General features: G+C 39.9%; 11 protein-coding genes. 7 read left to right on the top strand and 4 right to left on the bottom strand.

Features of this window, described 5'->3' with window-relative positions:
• Positions 1-21 precede the first annotated feature (21 nt).
• Entirely contained in the window at positions 22-567 is a 546-nt protein-coding gene (locus CWB85_RS05875; protein ID WP_016706614.1) for a GbsR/MarR family transcriptional regulator, read from the bottom strand.
• A gap of 227 nt (positions 568-794) precedes the next feature.
• Between CWB85_RS05875 and adhP the strand changes: the two genes are divergently transcribed.
• A complete protein-coding gene (adhP, locus tag CWB85_RS05870; RefSeq protein ID WP_138554370.1) occupies positions 795-1,805 on the top strand; it encodes an alcohol dehydrogenase AdhP in 1,011 nt (336 codons plus the stop codon).
• Positions 1,806-1,861: 56 nt separating this feature from the next.
• On the opposite strand, the gene CWB85_RS05865 is transcribed toward adhP, so the two are convergent.
• Together CWB85_RS05865 and CWB85_RS05860 are read right to left on the bottom strand one after the other, a co-directional pair.
• Positions 1,862-4,273 (bottom strand): TonB-dependent receptor, encoded by a 2,412-nt coding sequence (locus CWB85_RS05865; RefSeq protein WP_138554369.1) that lies wholly within the window; start codon positions 4,271-4,273, stop codon positions 1,862-1,864.
• Between the two features lie 191 nt (positions 4,274-4,464).
• Positions 4,465-5,733 carry a Xaa-Pro dipeptidase gene (locus tag CWB85_RS05860; protein ID WP_016706611.1) on the bottom strand — a complete coding sequence of 423 codons (1,269 nt, stop codon included), beginning with the start codon at positions 5,731-5,733 and terminating at the stop codon, positions 4,465-4,467.
• Positions 5,734-5,878: 145 nt separating this feature from the next.
• On the opposite strand from CWB85_RS05860, the gene CWB85_RS05855 reads away from it, so the two are divergent.
• The 3 genes from CWB85_RS05855 (at position 5,879) to CWB85_RS05845 (ending at position 8,796) form a co-directional block, all read left to right on the top strand.
• On the top strand, positions 5,879-7,696 hold the full coding sequence (locus tag CWB85_RS05855; protein ID WP_138554368.1) for a DUF885 domain-containing protein: 1,818 nt from the start codon (positions 5,879-5,881) through the stop codon (positions 7,694-7,696).
• Positions 7,697-7,786: 90 nt separating this feature from the next.
• Complete coding sequence (locus tag CWB85_RS05850) at positions 7,787-8,284, top strand: YcgN family cysteine cluster protein (RefSeq protein ID WP_016706609.1); 498 nt, start codon at positions 7,787-7,789, stop codon at positions 8,282-8,284.
• Complete coding sequence (locus tag CWB85_RS05845; RefSeq protein WP_016706608.1) at positions 8,284-8,796, top strand: RNA methyltransferase; 513 nt, start codon at positions 8,284-8,286, stop codon at positions 8,794-8,796. The genes CWB85_RS05850 and CWB85_RS05845 overlap by 1 nt, the downstream gene beginning before the upstream one ends.
• 5 nt (positions 8,797-8,801) lie before the next feature.
• Here CWB85_RS05845 and CWB85_RS05840 read toward each other — a convergent pair whose 3' ends face one another.
• On the bottom strand, positions 8,802-9,557 hold the full coding sequence (locus CWB85_RS05840) for a hypothetical protein (protein ID WP_016706607.1): 756 nt from the start codon (positions 9,555-9,557) through the stop codon (positions 8,802-8,804).
• Positions 9,558-9,917: 360 nt separating this feature from the next.
• Between CWB85_RS05840 and CWB85_RS05835 the strand changes: the two genes are divergently transcribed.
• From CWB85_RS05835 to CWB85_RS05825, 3 genes are all read left to right on the top strand, one after another.
• The gene (locus tag CWB85_RS05835) at positions 9,918-11,627 is read left to right on the top strand and encodes a polysaccharide lyase family 7 protein (protein ID WP_171038990.1); all 1,710 of its coding nucleotides are present in this window, start codon (positions 9,918-9,920) and stop codon (positions 11,625-11,627) included.
• A 195-nt stretch (positions 11,628-11,822) separates the two neighbouring features.
• Positions 11,823-13,094, top strand: a complete 1,272-nt coding sequence (locus tag CWB85_RS05830; protein ID WP_016706605.1) for a sugar MFS transporter — start codon at positions 11,823-11,825, stop codon at positions 13,092-13,094.
• Positions 13,095-13,530: 436 nt separating this feature from the next.
• On the top strand, positions 13,531-15,420 hold the full coding sequence (locus tag CWB85_RS05825; protein WP_138554367.1) for a methyl-accepting chemotaxis protein: 1,890 nt from the start codon (positions 13,531-13,533) through the stop codon (positions 15,418-15,420).
• Positions 15,421-15,430 lie beyond the last annotated feature (10 nt).

Below are 15,430 nucleotides of genomic sequence, written 5' to 3'. Positions count from 1 at the left end.
ACCTTGAACCTTGAACCTAATTTACGGTTTCTTCAATATCTTATCTTTAAAGTCGAGTACTTTGCCGATGCCTGAGCCTAGCTTCATTAGGCTTTGCAGTTGCTCAGGGCTTAAGCGTTGTAGTTCTGATGACCACTTTGTGACGGTCTCTAACAAGTCGTGAATTTCTTGCATTTGTTGCTGAGCGAAACGCTCATCATCGTTGTGGGCTTCTTCTAATATGTTGTCACGTAATAGGCTTAAGGTTGGGTCTATTTCACGTTTTTTGCGCTCTTCAAATACGCGGTTGGCCATATCCCAAATAGTACCGGCGGGGGCGTAGTATTCTTTTCTGTCACCGGGAATATGCTGCACTTTAATTAAGCGCCAAGATTGTAACTCTTTGATCCCCATGCTGACATTACCGCGCGAGATGCTTAAAGCATCGGCAATTTCATTTGCTGTCATAGGTTCTTTAGTGATGATCAAAAGCCCACACATTTGCCCAATTGTGCGATTAAAGCCCCAGCGGCTGCCCATCTCACCACAGTGCATTACAAAAGCAAAATTTTTATCTGATAATGTCATTGCTGCTCAAGTTTCAATAAATAATGAAAGCTATGCTAGCACGCTGGAAGGTGATAGCAAGTGCTAAGCAATGCTTTAGCGTTTATCATCGAATTAAGTATAAAAACTATTCGCAAAAAACTTGATGTAGATTAATATTTGTGCAGTCGTGCTATGTTAAGTTATGACTTAATCATAACTATAATTAACCGTTATTTACTGACTCTCTCACAACCGAAGGAATGAATATGAAAGCTGCAATTAATACACAATACAAAGGCCGTTTAGAAATTACTGATTTACCCATCCCCGCAGTGGGAGCTAATGATGTGCTGGTAAAAATTGCCGCATGTGGGGTGTGCCATACAGACTTACATGCTTGTCATGGTGATTGGCCAGTAAAGCCAAAAATGCCGTTAGTACCAGGCCATGAGGGCGTGGGGGTAATAGAACAACTCGGTAGTAATATTACTCATTTAAAAGTCGGTGATCGTGTGGGTATCCCTTGGCTTTATAGCGCTTGTGGGCATTGTGAATTTTGTTTAGATGGCAAAGAAACCTTGTGTTTATCGCAACATAATACGGGTTATTCAATTGATGGCGGTTATGCAGAATATTGTTTAGCGCATGGTGATTATGTAGTTAAACTTCCTGATGGTTTAGGCTTTTCAGAAGCCGCACCATTATTTTGCGCCGGTGTTACCACTTATAAAGCACTGAAAGTGTCGGACGCAAAGCCTGGGCAGTGGGTTGCCATTGTCGGTGTAGGTGGGCTTGGCCACCTTGCTGTGCAATATGCTAAGGCTATGGGTTTAAACGTGATTGCTGTTGATACAGGTAAAGAGAAGCTCGCTTTAGCTGCTGAGCTTGGTGCAGATATAACACTTGATTTTAAAGAATGCGTACCCAGTGAAGCTATTTTTGACAAAGTAGGGGGCGCACATGCTGTTGTATGTACGGCGGTGTCTAAAGCGGGATTTGAACAAGCATACAAAAGTGTACGTCGCGGCGGAAAATGTGTATTAGTCGGTTTACCCCCAGAGGAAATGCCGCTGCCGATTTTTGATACCGTGTTAAACGGGGTTTCAGTGGTTGGTTCAATTGTTGGCACGCGTAAAGACTTACAAGAGTGCTTAGAGTTTGCGGCTCAAGGCAAAGTTAAAGCAATTATTGAGGAAAAGCGCCTTGATGATATTAATGACATTTTTGACGATATGTTAAAAGGTGAAATTAACGGCCGAATTGTCGTAAAAATTTAATTTGAAAGAATGCAAAGCGCACAGTTTGTGCGCTTAACTTCGTATCCTCACTTAGCTCATAGTTTATAGCTTAAGGTTAACTTCGCATTTCGCTCTTCACCCGGCATGCCGCCTAAAAACATGGCTTTTGAATAATACACTTTATTAAATAAGTTATTTAAGTTGAGCTGCAATCCCCATTTATCGGTGTTGTAGCTCAATGCGGCATCATAAATAGTATAACTTGGCACATAGCCATCGGGGATGCCAAATGATGATGAGTTAGTACTGCGATCATCAACGTATTTAACACCGGCGCTTATTTTTAGTGGCTTTGAAAGTTCAAACCAGTGAGCGCTATATGTTAACCAGCTACTTGCAGTGACATATGGCACGCCTTTTTGACGGGTATCAAACGTACTTGAGTTGGGGTTTTGTTTATCACGGGCATCCTGATAAACACCATTGATGTTCACTTTCCATTGCTCATTTAAATAGGCGTTTAAATCAAGTTCCACACCGCGGGTTTTTTCTTCGCCATCAAAAAAACTCTCTGGTATTGATGGATCAGGATTCATGTCGTCAAATGCAGGGTTTACATACTCTAAGTTAGTTCTTGCGGTATCAAACACCACTAATGAGGCGAGGAGCTGATCATCAAAGCCTTTCATTCTAATACCTAAATCAGTACTGAGCGACTGCGCATCATCACGGTCGGCCTCATTACCTGCAACTGAACCTAAAACACTATATGCTGTGCGACCTTTTGAATGGTTAATAAAAATAGAAACGTCATCGCTTGGTTTGTATGTCGCACCTAGATTATAGGTTAAGCCGTTATCTGAGGTACTGGCTTCTGGGGTTGCTGCAGCGGCACTTGCACGGTACCGGGCATCAACACCTAAATGTTCATACTTTTGGGTAATTTCGTTGTAAGCGATGCCCACTCGTGTGGTAAACGTATCGTGAATGTAGGCTACATGCTGTAAACCTAACCCCCAGGCTTGTACTTTTTTATTATAATTACTGGTTTTTAGCGGATCGTAATCACTAAATTGACCTTCGCCCCAATTCGGGTTACGAATATCTAAAATATAAGGTAAAGCGCCTTGATAAGTTACATCGCCGTTTTTATCGGTTAGAACGTAATCTTTATCCCAAATAGAATACTGCGTAAAGCGGATATCACGGTCTTCGTAGTTTGCATTTACTAAGAATTCGTTATCAATATCTGCAAGGGTAAAGTCGTATCGTAAATCTGCAAAATATTGCCATGACTTTTCGTCTGCCTCAACTTGGCGATATTCTTGGCGTCGTGCTGCAAATGGATATAGCACATCATCAACCACCAAAGGTGCACGAGGATCTGCATTGATCACCCCATTGCGTTGCCAATACACATAATTGTATGCACCGGTTTGACGGGCAAAACTCGATTCATAATTACGGTATTGTAATTGTTGGTTCAAAAATAAATCATCAGTTAGATAATAGTTATGCGTCAACTTAAAGCGTAATTCTTCACCTTCATTATCTTTCGCCATTGGTGAAATAATACCACGATGACCGAATTTATACGGGGTTAAACCATCGCTATCAGCTAGTGAATTAGCTAATTGCTCACGTTGCGCATCTGATAATTGCAGACCGGCAGAGGTTGGATCGTTAACTAAATCATCTGCTGTAACTTGTCCTGCTGTTTTACCATCTACAGACTGCGCATTATAAATACGGATAGGGTGGCCTATAGAGTCAACAGCAATGGCATCCTTAATATAAGCTGCTGAAATCATGATATCTTGCTTGTCATCGAACACATATTTCAATGCGCTGTAAATTTCATCTCTGTCATCTTTTAAATCACGATAACCATCACTACGTGCAGTTTTAACATTCACTCTGTATGCAAGGTTATCTGTGATCGCGTCAGTACTATCAAACGATAGCGAGTAAGTATTCCATTGGCCTACTTCAGCTTGAACTGTGTGTTTGGCTTCAAACTCTGGTTTCTTTTCAATTAGGTTGATTACACCACCCGCACTGCCCATACCATATAAACCTGTAGCAGGACCTTTAAGAACTTCTACGGCTTCAACATTAGTCAGTGACCGTGTTGGGTTAAAGGTATTACCTAAACCTGCACCACCGTACATGCCATCATAGGTGTAATTTGCACCTAAGCCACGAATAATTAAGTTATCGCCAATGCCGTAGTTGTTACCGGCTTGTGTTACGCCGCTAATATTACGTGCTAAATCTTGTAAGTTATCGACACCTTGCGAATTTATCAGTTCTTGGTCAACGACTACAATTGGTGCGGGAGTTTCCATTAGCGACATATCAGACTTAGTCGCTAACCCAGAATTAAGCACGACATGGTTTTGCTTTTGATAAACTGAGATGTGCTCAATATCTGATTGTTCAGCAGCTAAAGTGCTATAAGATGTTAAACAGGCGAGGGAAAGTAGTGAAAGTTTATGGGTCGTCATAAAATGTTATCATTGAATTGTTTTTAGCAATGATAATGTGTTGCATTTGTATTTCAAGTGTTAATTACCTAGAACAGGCAAATTATTTTATTTTACGAAAGTTTATTACCTTTTGTTTTCCAATGGTTTACAAGGAGTGTGTTTTATAGCCACCTCAAAAGCGAGGGGGCTATCAGCCCCCACACCAATACTTATTTGTATGTTACTCCTGCTTTCATTACAAATGCGACATCTTCTAGCAAGGTAATATCTTGCAAAGGGTTGCCTTTGACTGCAATGATGTCTGCTGCAAAACCTTGTTTAATTTGCCCAAGCTGATTATCAACTTTTAGCAATTTAGCGCCATTTATTGTTGCGGCTTGAATAGCTTGCAGTGGTGTCATACCAAACTCAACCATTCGTGAAAATTGCTTGGCATTATCACCATGAGGGTAAATTGCAGCATCAGTACCAAACACCATATTTACGCCGGCTTTTACTGCACGGCTAAAACTATCACGTTGTTTTTTAGAAACTTGGCGCTCTTTAGCTAGGTTTTCTTCAGCAACCCCATTTTGCTCACCAAAGGTGAGGGTATATTCAGTGTTATAAATATCCATTGAAAACCAGGTGCCATGTTTTTTTGCAAGTGCAATTGCTTCATCGTCAACAAAGCTAACATGCTCAACACTATCTACACCGGCGACAATCGCGGCTTTTATCCCACTTGTACCGTGAGCATGAGCTGCTACAGTTAGGCCGCGCATGTGGGCTTCATCTACAATCGCGTTCATTTCATCTTGACTATATTGTTGAATGCCCACTTTTGTGCCTTTTGAAAACACCCCGCCCGTGGCGCAGAACTTAATAACATTGGCACCGTACTTGATGTTTTCACGCACTTTTTCGCGCACCGCCCATGGGCCATTGGCAACGCCTTCAGCGGTGTATTTCATTTCAGGCGGTAGGCGGTTGTTATCACAGTGGCCACCCGTAACTCCTAATGATGGACCAGCAGCCCAAATTCGCGGGCCTATAATATCACCGGCATTAATACCATCACGTACAGCAATGACACTGTAACCGTCTGCACCAACATTACGTAATGTGGTAAATCCAGCCATAAGCGTCTTTTCGGCAAAGTAAGCCGCTTTTATTGCTTTGCGTGGTATTGACTGACCAATACGTTCGCTGCGAGGTACGGTTGGATCGCTAGTTAAATGCACATGCATATCCATTAAACCTGGTACAAGCGTTAGCTCAGAGAGTTCAATATGGTGATCACCTGCTTGCAGCTGCGGTACTGCACCTTTGGTTACTTTGGTAATAATTCCATCGTCGATTTGAATAAGGGGAGCATTAATTAATTTGCCATTATTAACATCAAGCATTGCTTTAGCTGTAATGTACGTAGAAGCTTGAGCATTAAATGCACTGGCAAACAGTAAGCTTAATGAAGCTGATAATGATAATTTATTCATTGTTTTCTAATTTTTGGTTATTTTATATGGCAATGTAGCAGGGAGCTTTTCTCCTGTAAACAAAACGCGTTGACCGTCGCATTTTCTTTATTTAGCTGCAGCAAAGTCGCATAATTATTGGTAATACTTACACTCAGGGAAAATTATGAATACATTTAAGATTACTTTGTTGGTTGCCGGCGTGCTTAGCGCCTTAGTTGGATGTTCGAACACAGTCAATAATAATCCCACTTCACAAACAGCAACTCTTTCAGAAACTGCTACTACTGCAAGCCAACAATTAGATGCGTTAGTCGAGCAGTACTTTGTAGAGTCGTTACAATTTTCCCCACTTGATGCGACATATATTGGATACCGTCAATACAATGACCAGTTTACAGCCCCCAGCAATGAACAAAACAGAGCTATGCAGTACGCTTTTTATAAAGACTATCAGCAGCGTTTGGCAGCAATAGATCAGCAGCATTTAACTGGTCAAGCGTTATTAAGTTACGAAATACTTGAGCGAGATTTAGCATTAACGATAGAAGGCTTTCAATTCCCTCGTTATTTATTACCAATCAACCAAATGTCAGGCGCGCATAATACTTTTGCAGGCTTTGGTTCAGCACAAAGTGCACAACCTTTTGTTACTGTTCAAGACTACGAAGATTTCATCCATCGTGCTGAGGGATTTGTGACTTGGTTATCATCGGTACAAGTTGCAATGCGCCAAGGCATAAAACAAGGTGTGGTGTTACCTAAGCCGCTTGCTGAAAAGTTATTACCACAATTTCAAGCGCATGTAGTTAGTAGTGCTGAACAATCGCTTTTTTATAGTCCTATAAAACAGTTACCAGCAGATTTCAGTGCAGTGCAAAAGCAACAACTTACAGAGCAGTATCGTGTACTCATTATGGATAAGTTAGTGCCTGCTTATGCGAACATGAGTGAGTTTTTAGCCACCACATATATTCCCAATAGCCGTGAAACCGTCGGCTACAGCGAATTACCAAATGGTAAAGCGTGGTATGAGTATCAAATAAAGCAAAATACAACGTTGAACTTGAGCGCTGATGAAATCCACGAAATTGGCTTACAAGAAGTGTCACGCATTTTAAATGAAATGAAAGCAGTAAAAGAGACGGTTGGCTTTGAAGGTGACTTAAGTGAGTTTTTCACCCATTTACGTGATTCTGATGAGTTCTACTTTGACACACCAGAGCAACTAATTGCCGCTTATGAAGCAGTGAAAATAAAAATTGATGCACGTGTGCCTAAATTATTCAACATAGTGCCTAAAGCCGACTATGTTGTAAAAGCCGTTGAAGATTTTCGTGCTGAATCTGCCGCTGGTGCATCTTATCAATCCCCCGCGCCGGATGGTTCTCGACCAGGTATTTTTTACGTTAATACCTTTAATTTAAAAGCACAGCCTAAATTTTTATTAGAAACATTGTCTATCCATGAAGCGGCGCCTGGGCACCATTTTCAAATTGCCTTGCAGCAAGAGGTTGAGTCACTTCCTGAATTTCGTAAATTTGGTGGCTACACGGTATTCGCAGAAGGCTGGGCTTTATATGCAGAAAGCTTAGGTAAAGAGCTGGGTTTATTTACCGATCCATATATGTGGTATGGTCGTTTATCTGATGAGCAATTACGTGCCATGCGTTTAGTGCTCGATACCGGTTTTCATGCCAAAGGCTGGACGCGTCAGCAAGGGATTGATTACATGCTTGCTAATTCATCGATGGCATTTACAGATGTGGTGGCCGAAGTTGAGCGTTATATTGCTTGGCCTGGTCAGGCGCTGTCCTATAAATTAGGTCAGTTTAAAATTCAAGAGCTACGTGATTACTGTAAACAGGCTTTAGGCGATAAATTCGATATCAAAGAATTTCATACCCAAATATTGATTGATGGTGCATTACCAATGCCAATCCTAGAAGCCAAGATCAAACGTTGGGTTGAAAAACAGCAATAATCACTTAAAACGGCGCACAAAGCTATTGGGCTTTGCGCGTCGTAGTTGATTACGTTAAAATGCGCGCTCAATGGGGCGCTGAGTTTAACTATGTTAGAAAACCAATTTTGGCTTAAAAAATCACTTGAGCAAATGTCACAAAATGAATGGGAAGCTATTTGTGATGGTTGCGGTAAATGTTGTTTAAATACACTCATTGACAGTGATTATGATGATGAGTTTACTGTAACAGAGCAACTGCGCGAAGGTGAAGAGTTACTTTTTACTAATATTGCTTGTCAGTATTTAGATGAACAAAGCTGTGGCTGTAGTGATTATGAAAATCGTCAAACCCTTGTCCCAAGCTGTGTCAAATTAACTAAAGAAAACTTGGCGAGTATTTTCTTTATGCCGCCAAGTTGTAGCTATAGACGTTTACACGAAGGGCGAGGGCTGGCATCTTGGCACCCGTTGCGTAATAACGGTAGTAAAGAAAAAATGCATCAGCTTGATATTTCAGTTCAGGGTAAAACGGTCAAAGATTGTGATGTCGATTTTGATGACTTTGACTTGTATGTTGCTCAATGGCCGATGAAGGATTGCGATTAATGACAAATTTGATGGCAACAATTGGCCTGATAAACCCTAAAAGTCCAACCAATGTGGGGGGAGTATTACGAGCTGCCGGTTGTTATGATGCACATCAGGTATTTTTTACTGGTACACGGTATTTAAATGCTAAAAAATTCCATACCGATACAAAGAATGTGGTGGAGCGGATCCCACTCACGCCTGTCGCTGATTTAGCAAAAGCTAAACCTGAAGGGGCAACAGTTGTGGTGATTGAGCTTATTGAAGGGGCCACCCCATTGCCTGAATTTGTTCATCCTGACAATGCATTTTATATTTTTGGCCCTGAAGATGGCTCTATTAGTAAAGATGTGCTGAAATGGTGTGATGAAGTGGTGTACGTTCCAACTATAGGCTGTATGAACTTAGCGGCCACTTGCAATGTAGTGCTTTATGACCGCTTGGCTAAACTTGGCGGTGTTGAAAGTTCAGATAAAACAATCATTAAAAGCCGCGATACAAATAATAAAATGAGATGGGCAAAAGCATAGTATTGTTAAAACTGATACGATGCACTAATAATTGGCCCATGGGTGATGGTTTTGTATTCAAAATAACTTTTATCATCTTCATCACCTGTATGGTAATTCACGTATGTGCCTTTGTACAAAGCAGAAACGTCCCAATGATCGCTAAACTTATAACTAACCCCTAGTTTTAAGCTTGCTGTTAGTTTGGCCGATAAGCCAAACCCACCTATATCGCCCGATGAAGTGAATAACCAGTTATCTGCAAGCTGTTTATCCACTTTAAAACCTAATATAAGATCGACCCAATCTTCATCTCGGTCGACTAATGATGTCGATGGTAACCTATTGGGCTCAAGGTTAAATTCATAACTGTTATCCCAACGACGTAGACCAACATAATTAATCCATTCTCCTAAACTAGGGCTAGACTGTTTATACGCAACGGAGACTTCTAATACGCCTTGCCTGACTCTTGCATCAAGCACGCCTAAAGCGGGTTGTGACAAAGACTTACTTAAATCCATAAAAGCCCAATCAAACATTAAGCCCCAATTACTTTCATGAAAAGCTTCACCTCTAAGCATAAATCCACTATCAAGGTTGTTTAATATGGTGTCAAAATTCACTTCCAGCGGTGTATCCACAGTACCAATTGTTGAATCACCGTCGATATTGGTGAACATCAAATAAGGTTCAATTTTCAAATCCCATGATTCACTGTGAGCATATGAACTAACGAAACAAGAAATAGTTGTTAGCAAATAAGGAAGTGTTTTATTCATGTTTAGTCCTTGTGCATAAATTAGTATCACTAATTTAGTATAGTTCGCTATTTTTGTTTTGCTCTGGTCTTTTAATTTATTATTGATATTAAATTGGTATTTTGTATTGGTAACTTAAATTGGTAATGTTTGTTGCTGTCCTTCAATAATTGTTAAACACAGTCGTTAATTAAGTGATTGTTTAGAATGTGTTTATTTTTAATCTTATATGTGGCTTGTTTTTCCATAATTGAGCGTGGTTTTTTTGTTAGTTATTTCTTGATGTTGTGTTAGAGTTTTGTTACTTATGGTTTTTACCAATTCAACTAATTGGTTTTAACCTTTTTTGGGTCGCACACACTGTAAATGTAAGGGTAAGTAATGAGGTTTATACGGCTTTTTTGTAGTATTTTAGTCTGCACGTTGTTGTTTGGGCTTGTTGGCTGTGATTCGTCAACGCCATCGAGCGTTAATACTTCAAATAACAATGGCAATGCTGTTGAAAATGAATTTGATGAACTAGAAAATCAATGGATCAATTTTGATTTTTCTGCTCCTGTAACATTAAGTGCTGTGCATCTTGTATTTTATAAAGGGGATGAACGTACTACTTACTTTAAGTTTGAGTCATCTAACAATAATCAGGATTGGACCACCTTATTAGATACAGGGAGTTCGGCCAATACGACTCAGTTCGAATCTTTTTACTTAGCTAATAATGTTACTGCACGCTATTTTAGAATTGTTGATTTGGGTGATAGCAATGAGACTGCGAATAATATAACGCACATAAAATTCACTTCAGAAACCGATGAAGGTGCCTTAGTTATCCCTGGTTTGATTGAAGCTGAAAATTACACTTCCTCATATGATTCTACGCCAGGAAATCAAGGTGGTGAATTACGTGAGGGGGATGTAGATATTTGGCAAACAACCGATTCATCTGGAAGCTATAGCATAGGTTCTATAACTGATGAAGAGTGGTTAGAGTACGAAATTAATGTTGGTAGTAGTGGCCAATACACTGCCAATTTGCGTATTGCATCTGTTACTGGTAGTGGCTCAATTAGATTGCTTATTGATGGCATAAAAAAAACTGATTTTATTGTTCCTGCAACAACACAATGGGAAACAAAAAGTGTTGATTTAGGAATTTTAACCACGGGAGTGCATACGCTAAAGCTCGCTATGACTGATGGCGATTTCGAACTGAACTGGATTGACTTATATAAAAATACCGCACAGTTAACTGCTTTAAACCCTAATGTAGCGCCTTCAGCTAACTTTGACTTAACTGATTGGTACTTAGGTGTGCCAATTGACGAAAATGGAGATGGTAAATCAGATTCTATATCTGAAACACGGCTCGCTGCAGGTTATGAACATCCGCAATGGTTTTATACAGGCTCTGATGGGGCTATGGTTTTTAAAGTGGAAATCGATGCGCCAAAAACATCAACTAACACGAGCTATAGCCGAAGTGAGCTACGTGAAATGCTTCGCGCTGGTGATACGAGTATTAGTACTCAAGGCATCAACAAAAATAATTGGGTGTTTTCAAGCTATTCTACAGAAGATAAAAATGCCGCTGGTGGAATTGATGGCGAGCTAACAGCTACCTTGAAAGTCGATCACGTAACAACCACAGGCGATAGCTCACAAGTAGGGCGTGTTATCATTGGCCAAATTCATGCCAAGGATGATGAACCTGCTCGTCTTTACTATCGTAAATTAAGCGGCCATAGCAAAGGATCTATTTATTTAGCCCATGAACCCAGTGGTGGCAGTGATCAAATATACGACTTGATTGGCACAAGTAGTAGCAGTGCCGCTAATCCGAATGATGGTATTGAGTTAGGAGAGATCTTTAGTTACTCAATTAAAGTAACTGGCAACACGCTGTTGGTCACCATTATGCGTGATGGCAAACCTGATGTTACGCAAAAGGTTGATATGAGTAAAAGTGGTTACCATACAGGCGATGATCAATATATGTATTTTAAAGCCGGTGTTTATAATCAGAATAATATCGGCGATGCGAATGATTACGTGCAAGCCTCTTTTTATAGCTTATCGAATAGCCATAACTAAAATAAAAATAGACTGAGGGGCCTTTGTGGCCCTTGTTAATAAATGAAGCTTTTATTTTTTGGTAAGTAATACTTTTTGAACTTAGCATGTTTATGAATCGCGTCACAATTTGCGGAACGTTCCAATTAAAATTTTGTGATCTTATTTTCTCAATGTGTAGAATCGTTCTTAACTTGTTAATGGAGTGAAAATCACGTGAGTGAAATAAATACAAATAAAAGCTTTGTCACCGAACAGTCGCAACAAAATAAAAATTACCTGTTACCTTTAACGGCCATGACGACCCTATTTTTTCTCTGGGGATTTATCACAGTTTTAAATGATGTGTTGATCCCACGTTTAAAAGGGGTGTTTGATTTAAGCTACACAGAAGCAATGCTGGTACAGTTCTGTTTCTTTGGTGCTTATTTTATCGTGTCGTTACCTGCCGGCCTGCTAGTCAATAAATTTGGCTATAAGAATGGGGTGCTTACTGGGCTTATTGTTGCATCAATAGGGTGTATGCTGTTTTACCCTGCGGTGGTTGTACACGAATATTGGTTATTTTTAACTGCCTTATTTGTACTGGCTGGTGGTATTACTGTTCTGCAAGTTTCTGCTAACCCATACGTTGTTGCACTTGGTCCTGAGAAAACAGCTTCTTCTAGATTGAACTTAGCTCAAGCACTCAATGCTCTGGGAACCACTGTTGGTCCTTATGTGGGCGGTATATTATTTTTTGGTGCCGCAGGGTCTTTAACTGCAACGGCAGCCACTGCTGAGTCAGTGAAAATCCCTTATTTGGTTTTGGCCGCTGCGTTATTAACCATTGCAGTGGTGTTCGCCTTTTTAAAACTACCGGAAATAGCATCGCATAAAGAAGAAGTAGATTGTAAAACGAAAGGTCACTCTTTAACTCAAGCTCCTCATCTAGTGATGGGAGTTGTGGGGATTTTTTGTTATGTAGGCGGTGAAGTGGCGATCGGTAGTTTTTTAGTTAACTTTTTCGGTGAAGCACATATTGCAGGCCTAGAAGAGCATGCGGCCGCAGCTTTAATTGCCTATTATTGGGGAGGAGCTATGGTAGGGCGCTTTATCGGCTCTGCTTTACTACAAAAAATAGCGCCATCAAAAGCCATTGCATTCAATGCCACTGTGGTAATTGTGCTATTGCTAGTCACCATTTTCACACAAGGGAATATCGCATTATATGCAGTCCTGTCGATTGGCTTATTTAACTCTATATTATTTCCAACTATTTTCTCAGTGGCTATTCAAGGATTAGGTGCATTGACCAGTAAAGGCTCAGGCTGGTTGTGTTTGGCTATTGTTGGTGGTGCGTTGATACCATTAATTCAGGGGGTGGTTGCTGATGTGGTGAATATTCAGATCAGCTTTATTATTCCTGCTCTATGTTATGTCTTTATTGCATGGTATGGATTGAATGTTGTTAAGCTTACTGACAAGTGGCAACACGTTATAAAGTAAATATCAAATATGCTCTGTAAAATTTTTTGAGACACGACGATGCACTTACAAACAGTAAGTGCATTGTTACTTTTTAACGTATAAATCCATAAAGCAGCCTCTCTATATTCATTTCGAGTTTCAAAACGACAAAATAATCTGCGTTGATTTACTATTGAATACGTATTCAGTAGGCTGCTATTAAAAATAATATGGAACGATCCAAAGTAATTACCCTGAGCAATCAATGGCTTGCTGAATTGGTTTAAAGCTACGATCTGATTAGCTGTGCTGCTAGAGCGTGTTGATTTTTTATTTTGATACTGTGATATTAACCATGCTTTTGTCGTATTTTTGTCTGTGATATGGCTACTTTTTAGGAATAGTTAAGACAAAGTAATTTTATTTTGTTAAAAAGTAAGTTGTTAACAATGATAAAAACAAAAATAGGTATGTTATGCACAGCTCGCTTAAATTTACCACTAAGGTGACTATCGCAGCGTCCGTTGTACTTGTGCTGGTGCTGGGGTTATTCACTATCAATAACTTTATGTCAATGCGCGCGCAGACACAACAGCAACTGTCATTAGTATTACAAGAAAGTTCTCAATCAGTTTCTCAAAATATAGCGAATTGGCTCAATAATAAGCTTGCTATAGTCAAATCGATAGCAAATACTCATCAGCAAAATGATCCTCAGGCATTAACGCTCAATCAGCTTAACACTGCCGAAATGGCGGGGGATTTCAAAAATACTTACATAGGCAAGCCTGATGGTACATTTGTACTTAATGACCAAACTGTGGTGCTACCTGCCGATTACGATGCAACAACCCGCCCTTGGTATAAATTAGTTGAAAACAAAACCAGCACAGCTTTTACCACTCCTTATGTTGATGTGACCACGAATGAATTAACGATCTCTGCGGTAGCACCCATTTTAAATAATGGCCGTTTTAGTGGGGTTGCCGGTGCAGATATTGATATGCAAACAATCACTAAAATAGTCAATGAAATTGACTTTTTAGGGTTTGGTTATGGGTTTTTACTCGACAGTAATGGCCGTATTTTAAGTCATCCTAATACTGAGTTTAATGATCAGAATATGGCTACTTTATTTGGCAAAAATTTGGCGTTACAACCTGAGTTTGTTGAGCTTAAAGTCAATGGTGACGAGCATTTAGTTTCTTTTACACGCATTAAAGGAATTGAAAATGTTGATTGGTATTTAGGCGTTGTGATCAACAAAGATATTGCCTTTTCTTCGGTTGCTTCATTTCGAAACATGGCGGCTATCTACATGTTATTAGGGATTGTAGTAACTATTTTTATGATGCAATTTTCATTGCGTTATTTAATGCAACCAATGCAACGTTTGAATGAAGCAATAAAAGATATTGCCCAAGGAGAAGGTGACTTAACTCGCCGTTTAGAAATTGAAAATAATGACGAATTTGGTGAGTTGTCAGGTTACTTCAATGCCTTTATAGACAAAATTCACACCTCTATCGAACAAGTTAAAACCACTACAGTGGAACTTGAGCGTTCGGTAGAAAGTTTAGTCGAGCAAACGCAATCAACATTAAGAATGTATAGCGACCAAACTAAACGTACAGATAATGTTGCCACGGCAATCAACCAATTGTCATCCAGTGCGATTGAGATATCGAATAGCGCTACTGATGCATCTACGCTTGCAACGGAAGCAAATACACAGTCTGTACAAAGCCAAAATTCATTAACCGATAATATTAACGCGATCGGTGTGTTATCTAACAATATGCAACAAGCTCAAGATATTATTAATCGTGTGGCGGAGCATTCAGCTAGTATCGAGCAAGTACTTGAGGTGATCAAAGGGGTTAGTGAGCAAACTAATTTACTAGCACTAAATGCGGCAATAGAAGCGGCGCGTGCAGGGGAAGCTGGTCGTGGTTTTGCTGTTGTGGCGGATGAAGTACGGCAACTCGCTCATCGTACTCAATTATCAACCCAAGAAATTGAAAACACAGTAAGTCAATTGCAACAGGGGTCAGCAGAGGCAGTCGCGGTTATGAAAGACAGCTTAGTTGAAAGCGAAAACAGCGTAAAACAAGCGCATATAGCGGGCGATAAAATGGCTGCGGTCACTCAATCAATTAAAGCAATTGACGATGTTAATCATGGTGTGGCCAATGCAACAGCAGAACAAAATCAAGTTATTCAATCACTCGATAATGACATTCATACAATAAGTGAGTTATCTCAACAAGGCCAATTAAACTTAAATAATACCTTGGCAGAATGTACGCGCTTAAAAAAACAGTTTGATGAACTTGAGAAAATGGTATTACGTTTTAAAGTTTAGTTAGATTGTT

Origin of the sequence: Pseudoalteromonas sp. S1727, assembly GCF_005886375.1 — a bacterium.
GTDB lineage: Bacteria > Pseudomonadota > Gammaproteobacteria > Enterobacterales > Alteromonadaceae > Pseudoalteromonas > Pseudoalteromonas haloplanktis.
This window is presented reverse-complemented; position numbering and strand designations above follow the sequence as displayed.

Excerpts from the sequence above, each read along its gene's own strand:
- CWB85_RS05875 (WP_016706614.1), bottom strand. The coding sequence starts at position 567 with ATGACATTATCAGATAAAAATTTTGCTTTTGTAATGCACTGTGGTGAG.
- adhP (WP_138554370.1), top strand. The coding sequence starts at position 795 with ATGAAAGCTGCAATTAATACACAATACAAAGGCCGTTTAGAAATTACT.
- CWB85_RS05865 (WP_138554369.1), bottom strand. The coding sequence starts at position 4,273 with ATGACGACCCATAAACTTTCACTACTTTCCCTCGCCTGTTTAACATCT.
- CWB85_RS05860 (WP_016706611.1), bottom strand. The coding sequence starts at position 5,733 with ATGAATAAATTATCATTATCAGCTTCATTAAGCTTACTGTTTGCCAGT.
- CWB85_RS05855 (WP_138554368.1), top strand. The coding sequence starts at position 5,879 with ATGAATACATTTAAGATTACTTTGTTGGTTGCCGGCGTGCTTAGCGCC.
- CWB85_RS05850 (WP_016706609.1), top strand. The coding sequence starts at position 7,787 with ATGTTAGAAAACCAATTTTGGCTTAAAAAATCACTTGAGCAAATGTCA.
- CWB85_RS05845 (WP_016706608.1), top strand. The coding sequence starts at position 8,284 with ATGACAAATTTGATGGCAACAATTGGCCTGATAAACCCTAAAAGTCCA.
- CWB85_RS05840 (WP_016706607.1), bottom strand. The coding sequence starts at position 9,557 with ATGAATAAAACACTTCCTTATTTGCTAACAACTATTTCTTGTTTCGTT.
- CWB85_RS05835 (WP_171038990.1), top strand. The coding sequence starts at position 9,918 with ATGAGGTTTATACGGCTTTTTTGTAGTATTTTAGTCTGCACGTTGTTG.
- CWB85_RS05825 (WP_138554367.1), top strand. The coding sequence starts at position 13,531 with ATGCACAGCTCGCTTAAATTTACCACTAAGGTGACTATCGCAGCGTCC.